The organism is Microcoleus sp. AS-A8 (assembly GCA_039962225.1).
Lineage (GTDB): Bacteria > Cyanobacteriota > Cyanobacteriia > Cyanobacteriales > Coleofasciculaceae > Allocoleopsis.
On record JAMPKV010000006.1, the window covers coordinates 55,445 to 72,577 of the forward strand.

A 17,133-nucleotide genomic window follows, 5' to 3' on the forward strand; every position below is an offset into this window, starting at 1 on the left:
TCACACGTTGATTTTTTCTAAAATCGGTTGCTCAGGATATCTTTTCTCATGTCTAAAAACCTTAACCGTCCTCATTTGATACAGCCGCTCAGTATTGGCAACGTTGTGAATGTGGCGATTAATCTGTATCGCGCCAATTTCCAACTGTATTTAAAACTCTCTTTACTCGCCTATTTGTGGTTGTTGGTTCCTGTTTATGGCTGGGCTAAATTTTGGATGAATTCGGCACTGATTTCGCGTTTAGCCTTCTGTGAGTTAATGGGTCAAACGGAGAGCATTAAAGATGCCAGACGTTATATTAAGCCTCGAACCTGGAGTTTTTTACTCACAGCTATTTTACTTTTTTTCTTACTGTTTATCACACTAATCTTATCTTTCATTCTAACCGGACTATTCTTAGCCATGACTCGCATGGAACAGGTGATGGCTCCCTTAGAATCAATCACTACTGACAAAAATGTCAGGAATAATATTTTAATAGCTATATTTTTATTATTGTTATTATTGCTGATATTATTGTTTTTTCTAGCTTGTCTGTTTGCTCCAACGTTGTGGCTTTATTCACGATTTCTTATTGCAGAATTACCCTTGGCTTCAGAAAGCAATATTAATTTAATCACAACTCTATGCCGGAGCTGGAAACTTACGAAAGGATATTTTTGGAAAATTCAACTTATATTAGTTGTATGCTTTTTTTTATTTTTACCTTTAGAGATATTGCTTTATTTAGGGGTAGAATTAATTAATTTTATCACTTCCCGATTAATGGCGGGATTGGTATCGGCGTATCCCCTAATTGATTCTATCTTAATGCAGATGTTTTCCTGGGCAATCACTTTATTAAATGCTGTGATGCTCCTACCTTTTTTTCAATTAATCAAAGCCGTGGTGTATTATAACTTACGCTTGCGTCGAGAGGGTTTGGGTTTGAGGTTACGCCCTGGTGTTCCATTCGTTTCAACGGATATCACTTAGCCAAAGGAATCAGCAACCGACTGGAGTAGCGGTACTTCTCGGAAGCCACTGGAAAAGCAAGTTGGTAAAATTGCAGGTCACCCCCCCACACCTGTAAAACCTGTTGGCAAATCTTCAGATTCAAGCTAGGGGGTGGCAGGGGTGCAGAGGATATGACGGCTTGGAGGCACTCATCTAATACCCCACTTTCAGCAATCAACAATTCTTGAAACGGACGGGAAGCAGGAGGGCTAAATGTTGTTTTGAACTCCGGACTAAAAGGGCTGCACCAAAGGTTAATCCGACTACCGGGTTGAGCGTGAAAGCAGAAGGTGACTAACAATTCAAACAAGATACACTCCAGTTTGAGCCGATCCCCATAAATGCTCTTGTTGGCTGAGTTATAAACTTGTAGACCAAGCTTGTACTGCTTATATAACGGTTCCACACGACGGAGCGCTCGCTTCAGGAGATTGGCGAGGGGTATGGCACGCGGTTTGACGGTTAGTTGCCATTGCTCGTCCTTGAGGACTGGCCTGAGCAACGCCAGAGCTTGTTCCATCTGATGCAGGACTTGTTTTCGCCGCATCGGCTGTAACGATAGACTCCCCGTGAGTTCCCCTGGAGCATGAGCTTGACCCGCCTCCAGGGGTTGGGAATCCTTCAGTTCTTCTACACTGGGCGGTGGCAGCCTCGGAGCGTCCAGTTCCAGCAAGGCACTCACACTCTCACCCACAAACTGCTGAAGCATATCCAAGCACCGATGCTTGTACCAGTTCAGCGTTTGTAAATCTTCTACCCCTTGGGTGTACTGGGTGAGGCTGTATTGGTAATGGCGAAGCCAGGTAAACTGTTGGGTGAGAATTTCTAGGGTACTCAGCAGATGCGTGGGCCACTGTCGTTCCTCCTGATCGGCGAACAGGACAATCCCTGTAGTCGGTGTGGCCTCAGCGTTCAGGGGGAGCGCCAAAAGCTGACCAATGGCGGGACTCTTGAGCCAGTTGCGGGTAAACGCCGTCAGTTCAGTAACGCTACGACAGAGGCAATGACGAGCCGCCAAGGTGTCTTGGATTAAGCGATCGCTCGCGATGGGGATCGTCAGATCTGGAGGGAGGGCGAAGGAGGGGTCAGCCACAACCGTTGCGGCAATCGTTGCCCATTCGCTGCCCGGTATCCAAGTGATTAAAGCAGCCAGAGGACATTCCAAAAGATTCGCTAAATAATTTAACCCAATGCGCTCTAATTGGATGGGGTCTTGGGGGGCTTGGAAGAGAGTAGATAATCCGACTTGCAGCGTCTGCTGGGCGAGCAACGACTGTTGGGCGCTCTCAGTGTAAGTGCCCAGCAGGAGCAAAAGATTCAGTTGTTGGGCGACAATGCTCACCAGAGAGCGCTGTGTGGGGTTCCAAGTGCGGGGCTTTCGATCCGCAATTACCAGTAAAGGAGAACCCTTGGCTGGGTTGAGCGAGTTGTAATGGCTGGACTGGGATGTCTGGCAAATCAGAAGTGAGCGCACACCCACAAACTGAAAGGCTTCCCGCCAGGGACGCAGTCGCCAATCCAAATCCAAATCTTCAATGAATACGGCTTCAGCGTTATTGAACAACCACTGTCGATCTTCAGGGGAAACAGCCGGGAAGGGAGAGGCGAGGGCACGCCGATTTAAAGGTTGTGTCCCGAAGACCAAGGTAAAGTGACCCCTTTCCTCTTCTTGCAGGACTAAAAAGCGATCGGCATCGAGGCGGGCACACAGCAGCTTCGCGCACTCCTTGAGCGCCGTATTCAAGTCATGGCTCCGAGTAATGGCTTGGGCAATCTCGGCGGCAAACTGGGCATTATTTTGAGTTTGTTGCAGGGTGGTTTCGAGTTCCTCCGTTCCCACCACGAGTGCCACCAGTTGAGCGGCGGCGCGAACATATTTGAGTTCTGCCTCTTCCCAGATCCGAGCTTCGCTGTCTTCTACCGACAGAAAACCTAAGAGTTCTCCCTGTGCTTGAATGGGTACTGCCAACAGAGAACGGGCGCGTAATCGTCCCAGTAAACGCTCGGTAATGTCAGATTTTAGCAGGCTGCGACCTGCACCAATGGTTACTAATTGACCGGCGGCAAGGGCTTGATAAAAGTCGTGAACTTCGGCTACGGTCAAACCAGGAGCATTTGTTCGGGAGCTTCCTAAGCGAGGAATACGTTCTCGGTTGCCGACTCGCTGCCAGAAATAGCGTTGTGCTGGCGAGTACCAGTAGAGATTCGTGCGTGTGGGGGTGATAAATTGCTGTGTCATTTTAATCAACGCTTCCAGACGAGGCACGACGGTAGACACTTGCATGAGTTCATCGAGGACTTGAAAGACAGGCTGTTCGGGACGTTTGAGGGAAGAACGTTGCCAGTCCACTTCAATTTGATATAAGGCTGCGGCTAATCCGCCTAACAGCAAGGACAACTGAGCTTTTTCATCGGGTTGAGGGGAAACGCCCCACAGGTGCGATCCCAACAACACCACCCCAAAACATCGATCCTTGCAACGCAAAGGGAACAGTAGCGTGCCCTGAATGTTAAACTCTTGAGCGGCTCTACGCCATTCTCCGGCACGGATTTCTTGGCGCAGATCCGGAACGCCCACGGGTCGCTGCTGGATGACGACCTGCTCTAGCAGATCGCCAGGATTGAGGTTGAACCATTGCCGGAGAAACAGGGTTTCTCCATTGGGAGTGACGCCGCCTTTGCCAAATAAGCGGTGTTCGAGACGGTCATAAAGACCAATCCAAATCAGGCCATAGTTAAACTCGCGGGTGAGGTAATCCAGGGTCGTTTCGATGAGAACGTCAGCATTCTCCTCTTCCCTTAAGGTCTGAAGGACTCGACCCAATGCAACGAGTTGGTCGTCGTTGTGGGGCTGTTGATTTTGCTGACTCATGATTTTCAAGACCCTTCAAAGGAAGGATGAAGTATGAAGGATAAAGGATGAAAAAATTCAGAGTATTGGTTAAGCCTGTTGTAGTTATCGCATCAAATGGGTCGGTCACTTTCATTTAATTTAGAGTTGCTGTTATGGATATTTATCAATTTAGTATTCGCCCCATTTTGTTCTCTGTTTTAAAGGCAGACCCAGAATGGTTACATTACCAGACGTTCCGGCTTTTAAGTTGGTTGGAGCGAAATAGCGATCGCCCACCCAATCAATGGGTGCAAGCGCGATTGCAGCAAACTTATTGTCTGAAACATGCCACGATGGAGCAAACGTTATGGGGGCTGAAATTCCCCAATCCCCTCGGTTTGGCGGCTGGGTTTGATAAGGATGGCATGGCGGCTCGACTATGGGGTCACTTTGGTTTTGGTTTTGCTGAACTGGGCACTGTGACACTGCACGCACAACCTGGAAACCCTCGTCCCCGGTTGTTTCGTTTGCTCCAAGACAAAGCTGTCCTCAACCGTATGGGATTTAATAATCAGGGTGCTGAGGCTTTGGCACAACGATTGGCGGCGGGGAAAGTTGAAAGTTTAGAGCATAACCCTCAACGTTCTCACTCAATTATTCCGTTGGGGATTAATCTGGGTAAATCTAAGGTAACACCCCTGGAAGCGGCGGCGGCTGACTATTTGGGAAGCTTTCGCCAACTCCAGGATTTGGGGGATTACTTTGTGGTAAATGTGAGTTCTCCCAATACACCGGGATTGCGATCGCTCCAAGATGCGGCTCAACTGCGGGTGATCTTGGAGACATTGCAACAGGAAAATAAAGCACAAAAGCCGATTTTAGTCAAGATTGCTCCCGATTTGGAGTGGGATGCGATCGCCGATGTGATCCAACTGGCTCAAACCTATCAGTTAGCGGGGATTGTGGCTACCAATACGACCATCCGTCGGGATGGACTCCAAACTCAGATGATTGAGGCAACGGGTAAACCAGTTACAGAAGAAGCGGGTGGGATTAGTGGTGCGCCAGTGCGTCAACGTTCCACGGAGGTGATTCGCTTCATCTACCAGCAAACTCAAGGTCAATTGCCGATTATTGGGGTTGGGGGCATTTTCACGGCGGAGGATGCCTGGGAGAAAATTACGGCGGGTGCGAGTCTGATTCAAGTTTACACGGGCTGGATTTACGAAGGCCCTTGGATGGTACGGCGGATTTTGCAGGGATTAGTGGACAAGGTAGAAGAACGGGGATTGACTTCGATTTCTCAAGCTGTGGGTTTGGCAGGATTTAAGGATAAGTAGGTAGGCATTAATATTTGTCGTTGAGGCAAGGCAGAAGGCTGAAGGCAGAGGGAAGAAGGCTCCAAGGCAGAGGGAAGAAGGCAGAAGGCTGAAGGGAAGAGGATTTTAGTCTCTTAGCATTTGTTGATATACCTTCGTTTATTTGTCAGGACTTATGCAACTGGCTACGCTATCCGCTACATGTAGGGGCACGGCAATGCCGTGCCCTTACGAAGATGGTGTATTAACCCAGAAAATGCGTAAGTCCTGTTTGTGCCTACCTACTGAACTTAATCTAACAAGCTGGCTCAACTGTAAACCGAGTCTTTGGGGAGAGGTTTAGACCCAGGAGTAGCGTTAGGCTCGAATCTAGATCCAGCCCTGTATGAGTTTATTTTGTTACTTGCAAAATGAACTCATAAAATTTCGTTGCAGATATATTTGGCAGGTAGCCGGCACAGCAGATGAGTGGGAGGAGAGTCACAGATGGCAATGATGGACGTTTTGAAACGAATTTCTGACACAATCTGGGAAATTCCAATTTCCTATAAGGAAGGAATGCGAGTTCCTGCCCGGATTTATGGCACAGAGAAATTAATCCGGGAAATGGACGATGGCGTTTATGACCAAGTCACTAACGTTGCGACGCTTCCAGGAATAACAAAGTACGCCTTATGTATGCCGGATGGACATTTTGGCTATGGTTTTCCCATTGGTGGCGTTGCGGCGATGGATGTGGAGCAAGGAGGCGTTATCTCACCGGGTGGTATCGGTTTCGATATTAATTGTGGGATGCGTTTGGTGGTCACGAACCTAACCTATAAAGATGTAAAACCTCATATTAAAAAGCTGGTTGATAAACTCTACCAAAGGGTTCCGGCTGGGGTGGGAAGTACGGGTTTTGTGAAGCTGTCGCGCAATGATTTTCGCCAAATTGCTGAGCAGGGTGCGCGTTGGTGCATTGACAATGGCTATGGCTGGGAAGAAGATTTGGAACTGATTGAAGAAAATGGATGCATCAAGGGTGCCGATTCTGCAAAAATTAGCGAAAAAGCAATTGATCGCGGTTTTAATCAAATCGGAACTCTCGGTTCTGGAAACCACTATCTGGAAATTCAAGTAGCTCGAAAAGAGAATATTTTCGACCGGGATTTAGCCAAAATTTTGGGAATTACTCACCCCGACCAAGTGGTCGTGATGTTCCACTGTGGAAGCCGGGGATTTGGTCATCAAGTAGCCACTGATTACTTGCAAGTTTTCTTGAAGGTAATGGAAAGCAAGTATGGCATCAAAGTTCTAGACCGGGAACTCGCCTGTGCTCCTTTCAATTCTCCGGAAGGACAAGCTTACTTTGCGGCGATGAAGTGCGGCATCAATATGTCTTTTGTCAATCGTCAAGTTATTTTGCACCGCATTCGTGAGGTATTTTCCGAAATTTTTGGACGTTCTGCGGAAGACTTGGGTATGGAGATGGTCTACGATGTTGCCCACAATACCGCCAAGTTAGAGCGTCATATTGTAGATGGAAAAGAGCGATCGCTCCTAGTGCATCGTAAGGGTGCAACTCGTGCTTTTGGCCCAGGTATGGAGGATGTGCCGGAGCGTTACCAGGCATTTGGTCAGCCGATTATCATTGGCGGCAGCATGGAAACGGGGTCTTATTTGCTGGTTGGTGTACCCACTGGTGCTCAGACTTTCTTCAGCACGGCGCATGGTAGTGGACGCACAATGAGTCGGGCAAAAGCGCGAAAAACCTGGCAAGGAGACCAACTCCAAAAAGATATGCTAAAAAAAGGTATTTATGTCCGCACTAACTCTAAGCCAGGGTTAGCGGAAGAAGCGGGTGGTGCCTACAAAAATGTTGATGATGTGATTGAAGCGGCTGAGTTAGCAGGAATTAGCAAGCGGGTTGTGCGGTTGACTCCGATTGGAAATGTTAAGGGTTGACATCCTCACCGCCGTGGAACGACGGTGATTCCTAAACCTCACGATTTAGGTTTCTGTTTCTTTCCACTTCGACTACGCTCAGTGGTTTTTCGCAACTGCCCTTTGGACTTATGCCCATCAGGTCTTATGTTCGCTCCGCAGACAATTACCGCAAGCCCTGCGGCGAGAATATTATTTGCGGCATTGATATCTCGGTCGTGGTGCGTCCCGCATTCTGGACAATCCCACTCCCTGATATCAAGCGTCAATTTATCAACAACGTGACCGCAGTTTCCACAGCGTTTAGAGCTGGGAAACCAACGGTCAATTTTCACCAGTGTCCGACCGTACCACTGGCACTTGTATTCCAACTGGTGAACCAACTCAGACCAACTGGCATCAGCAATTGCTTGCGCCAATTTATGGTTCTTCATCATATTCTTCACAGCCAAGTCTTCGACAGCAATCGTTTGGTTCTCGCGTACCAGTCGAGTGGTCAGCTTGTGAAGGAAATCTTTACGGGCATCGGCAATGCTGGACTGAACCCTGGCAACTTCACGCCTTGCCTTCTCTCTGTTATTAGAGCCTTTAACTTTGCGAGACAGAGCTTTTTGAGCCTGTCTCAACTTGTAGCGAAGGCGCTTAAAATGCTTGGGGTTAACAATTTTCTCCCCGTCGCTGGTCGCAATCAAGGAGGTGATTCCCGCGTCAATCCCTACCGTTTTATTGATTTGAGGCAGCGCCTTAACGGTGTGGTCATAAAAGAGCAACGAGACAAACCAGCGTCCCGACGCATCCAGTTTGACGGTAACAGTAGACGGGACGCCGCCATCGGACAAAACCCGACTCCAGCGAATTGGCAGGGGTTCAGAACACTTCGCCAACCACAGTTGCCCGTCCTTCCACTTGAAAGCTGCACGAGTAAACTCAGCGCTACCACCACTTCGCTTCTTTTTGAAGTTGGGGTATTTAGCACGACCTGCCCAAAAATTAGTGAATGCCTTTTGCAGATTTCTCAAGCCTTGCTGCAATGGCACCGAGCTGACTTCCGAAAGGAATTGCAAGTCTTCCTGCTGTTTCCAGTTGGTCAGCATAGCGGATGTCTGTTTATAGTCAATCCGCTCCGTATGACCGTACCAGCCTTCTGTGCGAATGTGCAACGCTTTGTTGTAGACCAACCGAACACAACCCAGTGTCCGGCGCAAGAGTTGTTCTTGTTCCAGCGTTGGGTAAAAACGGTATCGGTAGGCTTTTTGTGTCATGTCTTACATTCTACCAGAATCCCTGTAAAGCCGTCCTGGAAGGACACGGAGCGACCGGAGCCGAAGGTGAGGATGAGCAGTTTTAAACCCAAATCTTTGATAAATCCATGCAGACACGCACGCCTATTACAGTTATTACAGGCCCCCTGGGAAGCGGCAAGACGACGCTGCTGCGTCACATTATCGATACGGTTTCCCGAAAAATCGCCATTCTGATGAACGAATTTGGTGAGATTTCAATCGATGCAAAAATTATTCAGGGGAAAAACGTTGAGATGGCAGACCTCGGTGGAGGTTGCGTTTGTTGTTCGCTAGTGGGTGAGTTTGAAGCGGCGGTCAATGAAATTATTGATACTGTTGACCCAGATCATATTGTGGTGGAGACAACTGGAGTTGCAGAACCAGATGCACTCGCGTTCGATATTCAAGAGAGCTTACCAAACGTGCGTTTGGATGGAGTTGTTACCCTGATTGATGCGGATGCGATGGTGAAGTATCCGTCTGTAGGACACACAATGCGGATGCAAATTGAAGCCGCAGATACCCTAATTCTAAACAAGGTTGATTTAGTTTCGGAAAGTGAGTTAAACGCGATCGCCCAAAAGTTGCACTCGTTGAACGAAGTTGCTTCAATTCTACATACCCAACGGGGTAAGGTAGATACAGACTTGCTGTTTGGGATTGCCAGAGAGCGGGTTGAAGCGCAACCTCATCACGTTCATCAGCCGGAATTTGAAGCATTCAGCTATACTTCGAGTGCTACTTTTAATCGCCAATGTTTTGAGGAATTTGCTGATAGCATTGGGGTAGATGTTTACCGGGCGAAAGGGTTTATCCGATTTCCTGAAGGTATCTATCTGTTTAATTTCGTGGCTGGACGCTGGGATTTTGAACCATTTGAACAAGAGGCGACTGAGCTGGTTTTTATCGGCAAACAGGTGAGTGAACGAAAAGAAGAAATTCTTGGTCGATTAAAGTTGTGCGAGCAATAGCCTTATGTCTAAATGAGCGGATTGACTGATGGATCTATTTAATCTTCATATACCAAAAGGTTCGACAGTACCGCTAGTAGCTAATCTCCCTCATAGCGGTTTGTTTGTTCCTGACGACATTGCCGCACAATTTACAAGCGAGCATCTTCAGGCTTTACCCAATAGTGACTGGCATCTCGATCAACTCTATCAATCTCTTCCCGATTTAGGAATTACCGTAATTCAAGCTACGCATAGTAGATACGTGGTCGATCTCAATCGACAAGTTAAGGAGCCGATTTTTGGTAACTTTTGGACTTCGGTCATTCCTGAAAAAACAGCTTTTGGAAAACCCATTTACCAAACTCAGCCAAGCAGCGAACACTTACAGAAGCGCATCCAAAAATACTATGTTCGTTATCACGAAAAATTAAGAGCGATTCTTCAAGATAAAGTTGATGAATTTGGAAAAGTTTACCTTTTAGATTTACATAGCTTCTTTGGACTCATCACTGAAGACATTGACTTAGGAAATGCCAAAGGTAGCAGTTGCTCAGAATTATTGATTTCATCTGTAGAACAAAGTTTTTTAAGTAAAGGATATAACGTAGTAAGAAACAAACAATTTCCGGGAGGATACATCACGAGACACTACAGTCAGATGCCAGGTGTCGAAACACTCCAAATTGAGGTTCGTTATCCTGTTTATCTCAATGAAAATCAGCTTGATAAATTACAGCCTCCTGACTGGGAGGTTTGTGAGTTTTATGCGGCAAAGAAAAACTTTGATGATTGTTTTGCCTTAATTGTTCGTGACATTGGCACTCGTGCCTTATCTTAGTATCATTGAGCCTTATGCCTTACGAATTCCTGGAAGATATTGCGATCGCAGATATTGCGTTTCGAGCTTGGGGAGAAAACCTGGAGGCGCTTTTCATCGCCGCTGGGGATGCCACGCTCAACGCGATGATTGATAATCTAGAGGCGATCGCACTGAAGGAAACACGCACCTTCAGCCTGGAGAATGACGAGTTGGACATGCTGCTGTTCAATTTTCTCCAAGAATTCGTCTACTACAAAGACAGTGAGCTCCTTCTGCTGCGAGCGCAGCAGGTTCACATCGAACAGAAGAATGGAGAATATCATCTCACCGCCGTGACTCAGGGAGAAACACTGGACAGCGATCGTCACGAGCAACGAGTAGATGTGAAAGCAGTTACCTTGCACCGTTTCCAATTGGAAAAAACCGATGATGGTTGGACAGCTTTAGTCATCCTTGACATTTAGAGCATCTCTGCCAAGTCGAGCCTCTAGACGCGCGATCGTTTTCCTCTTCCAGCAGCTCTGAATTACCCCTTTGATATAATTTTGGTAGAGAATATTTGCAACGATTGATTTTTTAGATATTCTCCAGCGAGAGTGATAATATAGGTATAATCCCTTAGAAATGGGTTAGCCTCATGAAGAAGCCATGAAGGGTTAATAGAATTGAATAAAGAATCGATTAAATAGCTGGTTTTGTGAGCTGAATCACTTAAAAGATAGATTAAACTCACAACTTCACATCAAGCAAATTCTAACAATGAGAGAAGTCTATTCTCCCAGTTAGGCAAGGATATTTAATGAGTAAACAACCAAACATACAGGATTTCTTGGGTAGCTCCAAACGTTTAGCAAACCCTGAACCTGAAAAACCAGGCTCACAATCTCAACCCACTAAGGAGGAAATTGAAAAAACTCTCAAGAAATTTTTGGGTTTCTAAACCAATAGTCCAGAGTTTAGGCTAGGTTTCATAAGGATAGTATTTTGTAGGCAACGATAGGGTGTGCTAGAACGATAAAATCGTTAGCCTAAACTCTACAAGTCCGGATACCATTTGGGTTCAACCTTGACCCCTGTTCTGAAGCTCTGCTCAACCCCTGATTACACAAAGCCTGTCAACACTAATCCTGTTCCTGAAGAGAATCTCAGCTTGCCATTACATTCTTCGTGAAGCTCAATGTTTCTGGAAAGCCTTTCAAGCTGGAACGAGTAAGTGTAGAAGCAACCACATCCTAAACATTCAATATTCTTATATTTTTGAATCTTGGCTTTACCACTCTCATCCCTACGGGGAAATTCGGTTAGAGTTCGAGCCAGGAATTACATCAAGTAGATACAGTACGTTAATTCCTTAAGAATTTAACAACTGTTTAACGGTTTCAATCAATTCATTCGGTTGGAAAGGCTTGCCCACGTAAGCATCTGCACCTTGTTTAAAAGCCCAATAGCGGTCAGCATTGGTAGCTTTTAAAGAACACATAATGACAGGAATATTCTTGGTTGCTGGGTTAGATTTGAGGCGACGACAAACTTCGTAGCCATTGAGATGAGGCATAATGACATCCAAGACAACGACATCAGGGCAAGCCTGACGAATTTGTTCTAAAGCTTCAATTCCATCCTTGGCGGCAGTTACTGTAAACTGACTGGCGGTCAATAAGTTGGTAACCATGTACCGTTGTGTGCGGCTGTCTTCTACGACTAGAATTTTGCTCATGATACAATCAGTTTATGCACTATACCTTGATCATAGAGCTGACACAAGGAATCCGGTATGAGGTGAAAGTCCCAATTTACTCTAGGACTTAAGTCCTAGCTAAAAGTAGGACGCTTAGTTCTTGCATTGCCTACTAGAAACAGATAGGGTTAGGAAAAAACTGCATTTTCTCACTCCAGTCTGCACAAATTAGGAGCGAAATTTTGATGTTTCCCTTATCTACGGCTATAAGCATTTCCCATGACAATTCGCGTTCTGATAGTAGATGACCAATCTCTGATTCGCCAAGCATTGAAGTTATTGTTGGCGAATGAGGATGCTTTGCAAGTGGTGGGAGAAGCTTCGGAGGGAGAAGCAGCCATTCGTCAGGTAGAAGTGCTGCATCCTGATGTTGTGCTGATGGATATTCAGATGCCAGTCATGGATGGTGTGGCAGCAACGAGGGAAATTTGCCAGCGCTTTGAACAGACAAAAGTTTTAGTTTTAAGCGTTGATGATGATGATGAATATGTCGCACAGGCGCTTAGATATGGTGCAGCAGGTTATTTGCTCAAGAATACGCCACCCGAAGAGTTAGCCTTAGCGATTAAAGCGGTGTATAGGGGCTACACTCATTTAGGGCCGGGATTGGGTAAGAAAATTATGGCTCAAATTCCCGCTCCGGCTTCGAGTTCCTCGCTAGACTGGAATAAATTGACCCCTAGAGAACAGGAAATTGTGCGGTTAATTGCCACAGGAGCGAACAACCGGGAAATTGCTGAAGCGCTTTACATTTCTGAAAAGACTGTAAAAAACCATATTACAAGTATTTTAAGTCGCTTGAATTTGCGCGATCGCATTCAAGTCGCCATTTTCGCTCACTCTCACTTATCGGCTCTGACTAGCAAAACTCAAATTGTCGGAAGCTAGATACACAACTGGAGCGATCATCAGGGGTGTGACCCCTCCCCCAGCCCCGCAACGGGGAGGGGAGTAAGATTATTCTCCCCCGCTAACGGGGGGGCTGCTACCAGTTTGTCGTGATTGTAAATTAGTTGAGGTTCTGAAACCGCAGCACTCACGAACTCAGAGAATTTCTGCTGGGCTTCCTCAATGTTCCAGTTCCTAGGGTTTTAATTATATGTATTATGGCTTAGTAATTAAATCCTAGGTTAGATTTGGCGATCGCTTCTCAGTCTAGCTGATGTGCTCTCCTAAGATTGGCGAATACCTCGACGAAGAAGATAAGATTAGTGATCGCGATAGCGAAGCAAGGACAGCTTACAGCTGATCGCATGGATGACGCCAGCGAAGGGAAGAATAAAGCTACTGGGTTTACTTATCCAAAATGTAATAAAAAACTAGTTTACCCGCAAGCCCAGTCATATATGATGTCCGAAAAATCCAGCCGTCTCAAGGCTGAGTCTTTGATAAAAAAGTTACAAGTACCGTTATCTCCCCATTGAATTCCAATTTCTTCCGCACTCTCCATATCAGTGTCGATTTGCAGCAATAGAATATAGGGTTCCATATCTTCTGGTAGGAACTGCCGAGGATCTTCTTGAACGCAATCAGGATAACCACCCAGCTTATGTCCTCCGGAATACATATCGTTATACTCGTAATTGAGCTCAACATCATTTACAAATGCATCGCAAACATCATTTCCTATTAATTCGTCAAACTTATAATCAGAAGTTGTTATGGAAGCATATTGCTGGTTGAATGTCAACGCAAAACAGTCGTTTTTGTCCTGTGTATAGATAGAAAAAGGTGTGAATTCGGTATCCCACAGGTTTTGCAAAAATTCAAAGTTCGTGATCAGGTTATCCTCGTTGAGGTCAGAGTCGGGAAAATAAAGAACACGAAAACCTGTTTGGCTCATTCTGTCCTCATAGTTGCATCCGTATAAGTCATCCCCAGCGATATAAAACTGAAGAATTCCTTTTTCTGGGAAACCTTCTAAACGAGGGACTTCCCTAAAATTGATTTGTGCTAGAAGATAAAGATAGTCACCCTCCGGAGTTTTAGGGTAGTCAAAACCCTTGGGCAAGTATGGAAAGCCTGCAAATTTACTCTGCCATAGAGTTGCTGCTCTCGTTGGATGAGCTTGAATTTCAACATATGGTTTGACTGTTGCCTCAAACCTATCGCTGAACTGTTCTAGACCTTTAGGAAGAGCAAGTTTGCTCATTAGCTTTACTCCGTACCTCTGAGATTTTCTTAATTAATCAGTACGATCGCCCATTGAAGTGGTTGGGTTGACCCCAACAACTTCAACATCTACTCTCGTTCAACATCAACGCCAAATGTAGCATCCACAATTCAGCGCAGCCCTGGTGAGAATAGCGATCTAAAGAGCAGCAGCGCTTCGCTACCGCACTGCACCACTCACCCACTATCCATCTTGCACCCGATCTCAGAGACTCCCAGGTGGAGCGATCGCATCTTGACACTATCCTCTCAAAATGAGAGTATTGAAGAATAATCTATATATTTATCGCCTATGACAAGAGAAAGTAAAGACAGATGCACCTAATGAAGATTGGCAACCTCCGCGCTGATGCTGCCCAGTACCCTGATGTCAAAAAGCAAATCGATGCCTGGTATGCAATCGTCAAGAAGGCAGAATGGCAGAGATTCGAGGACGTTCGTCAGATTTATCGAAAGGCTAAAGCAGTTGGAAACTTCACTGTCTTCGACATCAAAGGCAATGACTATCGCCTGATTGTTGGTATGGACTACGAAACTCAAACCGTCTATTACAAATACTTTTTAACTCACGCCGAATACGACAAGGGCAACTGGAAAAATGACCCTTACTTTTGATCAAGCAGCTTATCGCAATCTACTCGCTGAAGTTGCTCCCAAAGTGATTGAAAAAGAAGAGGAGTACGATCGCGTCTTAGCCGTGGTAGAGCAGCTAACATTTAAAAAAAACCGAACTCCAGAAGAGCGAGCTTTGCACAAATTGCTAGTGACGCTAATTGAAGCGTATGAGGCACAGAGCTATCCGATGGATCAAGCTGCGCCTCATGAAATCCTCCAACACATCCTAGAATCCAGTGGCACTCGTCAAGCTGACTTAGTGGGTGTTATTGGATCGAGTGGTGTAGTCTCCGAAGTGGTGAATGGCAAGCGATCAATTAGTAAGGCACAAGCCAAAGCGCTTGGCGATTACTTCAAGGTGTCGCCGACGTTGTTTATTTAGTGTTGAACAAAATTGGATCTTGGTTTCTTCCTGCAAGACATTCCCAACCCTACAAGCGCAACAGCCTTATCCTTCCATCTTCAACCAACTGAAAACCTGACTTACGGTTAGCGCTAAATCAATCTCCCCTAACACCGATAGATGAGCGCTACCCTGTAATAATTCTGGTTGCTGATTTGGAAGGAAAACGAGAATGGATCGGTCACTTGGATCGATTAACCATCCCAATTGGCAACCATGCTGTAGACAGTAAAGGATATTACCAATTACCCGGTTTGAACTCTGTTCGGGAGAGAGAATTTCAATCGTCCAGTCTGGACAGAGCAAAAAATCGTTGGGAGGTTCCCCATCGGCATCAAAAGGAATTCGCGACCACTTAAATACAGCTATCTCTGGCACAATTGAGCGGATAGCAAAGCTACAGCGCAACTCTGGGAAAGCAGAAGCAATATGAAGGGGTTCAGCTACGTTGTTGATAGTCTCGCACAGCCTGAACTGCAAACGACTGTGTTTGCCTTTTGGAATTAGCTTCTGGATAATCTCCCCGTTGATATATTCACTTGCAGGTTTTGTTTCTGGAAGCTTGAGAAATTCCTCTAGGGAAATGGCTTTATCAGTTGTAATAGACACGGCTTTCCTCACCTGCTCCTCAAGCGGCGTGTTTTTAGTTTAGCCCTTGCGCGATCGCGAAAGCGTTGCGAGGCGTGACGCTAGCGCTGCTGCGTTCAGCAGATCGCCTACGGCTTTTCTCGAAGCTTTTCGCCACAAACGCACCATGGTAGGCAAACGCAAAAGAGATCGCTCCTTCCCCAATTACCTCACTTACGGCGTATGTGATTCGGCTTAACTGGAGGATACCCTTACAGTGAATACAAAGCGCTGAAACCAGCCTTAAAGACACAAATTAAGCCAACATGCTTCACATCGACGGCTCCTACGGTGAGGGCGGCGGTCAAATCTTACGAACCTCCCTCAGTCTAGCTGCCATTACAGGCCAACCCATTCGCATCGATCACATCCGTGCCGGTCGGAGTAAGCCGGGATTAGCCATTCAACACTTAACTGGTGTGCGGGCGGCGGCGGCTATCTGCCAAGCCAAAGTGCAGGGAGATACACTGCGTTCCATGAAACTCGAATTCATTCCGAGTTGTCCCACCGTGGCTGGACATTACACCTTTGATGTTACCGAGACTACAGGCGCAGGCTCAGCGGGTGCCGTCACGTTAATTTTGCAAACCATCCTGCTACCCCTCGCACTCGCTAAGGGTAATTCAGTGGTAACTCTCAAGGGAGGAACTCACCTGCCCTGGAGTCCACCCATCACCTATATCGAACAAGTGTATCTGCCCACCTTGAGACAGATGGGGGTGCAAGCACAGGTGCAGGTTCGTGCTTGGGGTTGGTATCCGCGAGGCGGTGGCGAGGTGGAATTGCGGGTAACTGGCGCTGGAGATAACGCCGCATCGCCTCTCAACGGTCTTCAATTACTCAAGCGAGGAGCCTTGCAGCAGGTGCGGGGGTTGGCTGTCGTGACGGAACTGCCTTCCCATATCCCCCAGCGGATGGCGATGCGGGCGGAAAACTTGTTACAACAAGCCCAGCTCAAGGCTAAAGTACAACCCCTGCGAGAGCGAGGTGTGGGGCCAGGAGCAGGCATCTTTCTGACGGCTGAATACGAGTACAGTCGGTCTGGATTTGGTGCTGTGGGAGAAATCGGACTACCTGCCGAACGTGTGGCGGAAATGGCGACCGAAGAGTTGCTAAATTTCCATGCCAATGGGGCACCCGTCGATCAGTTTCTAGGCGATCAATTACTCCTACCAGCAGCTTTGGCATCAGAGGCAAGTCAGTACCAAGTGGCTGAAATTACCACGCACCTGACAACAAATGCTTGGGTCATCGAGCAATTTGGATTAGCCAAAATCAATATTGATCAAGAGACTCAGATTGTTACCGTTGTACCTGTCGTGAAGTGAAGCGATCGCTCTCCTCTATAAAGTTAATTTTAAATCTGTAGGCTGGGTTAACGAAGTATAACGCACCCCCTAATACTTTAAGTTAATTTAATTTCATAAATGAGTTGAAATCAACATTTT

The 17,133-nt window shown here is 46.5% G+C and carries 15 protein-coding genes; 10 read left to right on the forward strand and 5 right to left on the reverse strand.

Features of this window, described 5'->3' with window-relative positions; genetic code table 11:
* The first annotated feature begins 48 nt into the window (after nucleotides 1-48).
* Nucleotides 49-975 carry a hypothetical protein gene (locus NDI48_11030; GenBank protein MEP0831740.1) on the forward strand — a complete coding sequence of 309 codons (927 nt, stop codon included), beginning with the start codon at nucleotides 49-51 and terminating at the stop codon, nucleotides 973-975.
* Here NDI48_11030 and NDI48_11035 read toward each other — a convergent pair.
* Nucleotides 968-3,868, reverse strand: a complete 2,901-nt coding sequence (locus tag NDI48_11035) for a GAF domain-containing protein (GenBank protein ID MEP0831741.1) — start codon at nucleotides 3,866-3,868, stop codon at nucleotides 968-970. The genes NDI48_11030 and NDI48_11035 overlap by 8 nt on opposite strands.
* Before the next feature lie 134 nt (nucleotides 3,869-4,002).
* On the opposite strand from NDI48_11035, the gene NDI48_11040 reads away from it, so the two are divergent.
* Nucleotides 4,003-5,169, forward strand: a complete 1,167-nt coding sequence (locus tag NDI48_11040; GenBank protein MEP0831742.1) for a quinone-dependent dihydroorotate dehydrogenase — start codon at nucleotides 4,003-4,005, stop codon at nucleotides 5,167-5,169.
* Between the two features lie 465 nt (nucleotides 5,170-5,634).
* Nucleotides 5,635-7,095, forward strand: coding sequence for an RtcB family protein (locus NDI48_11045; GenBank protein MEP0831743.1), 1,461 nt, complete (start codon nucleotides 5,635-5,637; stop codon nucleotides 7,093-7,095).
* 38 nt (nucleotides 7,096-7,133) lie between these two features.
* Here the strand turns inward: NDI48_11045 and NDI48_11050 are convergent, their stop codons facing one another.
* Nucleotides 7,134-8,336, reverse strand: a complete 1,203-nt coding sequence (locus NDI48_11050) for a transposase (protein MEP0831744.1) — start codon at nucleotides 8,334-8,336, stop codon at nucleotides 7,134-7,136.
* A gap of 107 nt (nucleotides 8,337-8,443) precedes the next feature.
* On the opposite strand from NDI48_11050, the gene NDI48_11055 reads away from it, so the two are divergent.
* From NDI48_11055 to NDI48_11065, 3 genes are read left to right on the forward strand one after another with little or no spacing between them, the layout of a single operon-like run.
* Complete coding sequence (locus tag NDI48_11055) at nucleotides 8,444-9,328, forward strand: GTP-binding protein (GenBank protein MEP0831745.1); 885 nt, start codon at nucleotides 8,444-8,446, stop codon at nucleotides 9,326-9,328.
* 28 nt (nucleotides 9,329-9,356) lie between these two features.
* Entirely contained in the window at nucleotides 9,357-10,148 is a 792-nt protein-coding gene (locus NDI48_11060; GenBank protein MEP0831746.1) for an N-formylglutamate amidohydrolase, read from the forward strand.
* Between the two features lie 14 nt (nucleotides 10,149-10,162).
* A complete protein-coding gene (locus NDI48_11065; GenBank protein MEP0831747.1) occupies nucleotides 10,163-10,594 on the forward strand; it encodes an archease in 432 nt (143 codons plus the stop codon).
* An 887-nt stretch (nucleotides 10,595-11,481) separates the two neighbouring features.
* On the opposite strand, the gene NDI48_11070 is transcribed toward NDI48_11065, so the two are convergent.
* Complete coding sequence (locus NDI48_11070) at nucleotides 11,482-11,847, reverse strand: response regulator (GenBank protein MEP0831748.1); 366 nt, start codon at nucleotides 11,845-11,847, stop codon at nucleotides 11,482-11,484.
* A 240-nt stretch (nucleotides 11,848-12,087) separates the two neighbouring features.
* Here NDI48_11070 and NDI48_11075 point away from each other — a divergent pair, with 240 nt between their 5' ends.
* Nucleotides 12,088-12,756 carry a response regulator transcription factor gene (locus NDI48_11075; protein MEP0831749.1) on the forward strand — a complete coding sequence of 223 codons (669 nt, stop codon included), beginning with the start codon at nucleotides 12,088-12,090 and terminating at the stop codon, nucleotides 12,754-12,756.
* A gap of 436 nt (nucleotides 12,757-13,192) precedes the next feature.
* On the opposite strand, the gene NDI48_11080 is transcribed toward NDI48_11075, so the two are convergent.
* Nucleotides 13,193-14,020, reverse strand: coding sequence for a DUF1963 domain-containing protein (locus NDI48_11080; GenBank protein MEP0831750.1), 828 nt, complete (start codon nucleotides 14,018-14,020; stop codon nucleotides 13,193-13,195).
* Between the two features lie 335 nt (nucleotides 14,021-14,355).
* Between NDI48_11080 and NDI48_11085 the strand changes: the two genes are divergently transcribed.
* Entirely contained in the window at nucleotides 14,356-14,655 is a 300-nt protein-coding gene (locus NDI48_11085) for a type II toxin-antitoxin system HigB family toxin (GenBank protein ID MEP0831751.1), read from the forward strand.
* A complete protein-coding gene (locus NDI48_11090; GenBank protein MEP0831752.1) occupies nucleotides 14,639-15,037 on the forward strand; it encodes a transcriptional regulator in 399 nt (132 codons plus the stop codon). Before NDI48_11085 ends, NDI48_11090 begins: the two co-directional genes overlap by 17 nt.
* A gap of 66 nt (nucleotides 15,038-15,103) precedes the next feature.
* Here the strand turns inward: NDI48_11090 and NDI48_11095 are convergent, their stop codons facing one another.
* A complete protein-coding gene (locus NDI48_11095) occupies nucleotides 15,104-15,667 on the reverse strand; it encodes a Uma2 family endonuclease (GenBank protein MEP0831753.1) in 564 nt (187 codons plus the stop codon).
* Nucleotides 15,668-15,951: 284 nt separating this feature from the next.
* On the opposite strand from NDI48_11095, the gene rtcA reads away from it, so the two are divergent.
* Entirely contained in the window at nucleotides 15,952-17,013 is a 1,062-nt protein-coding gene (gene rtcA / locus NDI48_11100) for an RNA 3'-terminal phosphate cyclase (GenBank protein MEP0831754.1), read from the forward strand.
* The last annotated feature ends 120 nt before the right edge of the window (nucleotides 17,014-17,133 follow it).

Bases quoted from the DNA above. Each gene is read 5' to 3' on its own strand.
- NDI48_11030 (MEP0831740.1), top strand. From the start codon at position 49: ATGTCTAAAAACCTTAACCGTCCTCATTTGATACAGCCGCTCAGTATT.
- NDI48_11035 (MEP0831741.1), bottom strand. From the start codon at position 3,868: ATGAGTCAGCAAAATCAACAGCCCCACAACGACGACCAACTCGTTGCA.
- NDI48_11040 (MEP0831742.1), top strand. From the start codon at position 4,003: ATGGATATTTATCAATTTAGTATTCGCCCCATTTTGTTCTCTGTTTTA.
- NDI48_11045 (MEP0831743.1), top strand. From the start codon at position 5,635: ATGGCAATGATGGACGTTTTGAAACGAATTTCTGACACAATCTGGGAA.
- NDI48_11050 (MEP0831744.1), bottom strand. From the start codon at position 8,336: ATGACACAAAAAGCCTACCGATACCGTTTTTACCCAACGCTGGAACAA.
- NDI48_11055 (MEP0831745.1), top strand. From the start codon at position 8,444: ATGCAGACACGCACGCCTATTACAGTTATTACAGGCCCCCTGGGAAGC.
- NDI48_11060 (MEP0831746.1), top strand. From the start codon at position 9,357: ATGGATCTATTTAATCTTCATATACCAAAAGGTTCGACAGTACCGCTA.
- NDI48_11065 (MEP0831747.1), top strand. From the start codon at position 10,163: ATGCCTTACGAATTCCTGGAAGATATTGCGATCGCAGATATTGCGTTT.
- NDI48_11070 (MEP0831748.1), bottom strand. From the start codon at position 11,847: ATGAGCAAAATTCTAGTCGTAGAAGACAGCCGCACACAACGGTACATG.
- NDI48_11075 (MEP0831749.1), top strand. From the start codon at position 12,088: ATGACAATTCGCGTTCTGATAGTAGATGACCAATCTCTGATTCGCCAA.
- NDI48_11080 (MEP0831750.1), bottom strand. From the start codon at position 14,020: ATGAGCAAACTTGCTCTTCCTAAAGGTCTAGAACAGTTCAGCGATAGG.
- NDI48_11085 (MEP0831751.1), top strand. From the start codon at position 14,356: ATGCACCTAATGAAGATTGGCAACCTCCGCGCTGATGCTGCCCAGTAC.
- NDI48_11090 (MEP0831752.1), top strand. From the start codon at position 14,639: ATGACCCTTACTTTTGATCAAGCAGCTTATCGCAATCTACTCGCTGAA.
- rtcA (MEP0831754.1), top strand. From the start codon at position 15,952: ATGCTTCACATCGACGGCTCCTACGGTGAGGGCGGCGGTCAAATCTTA.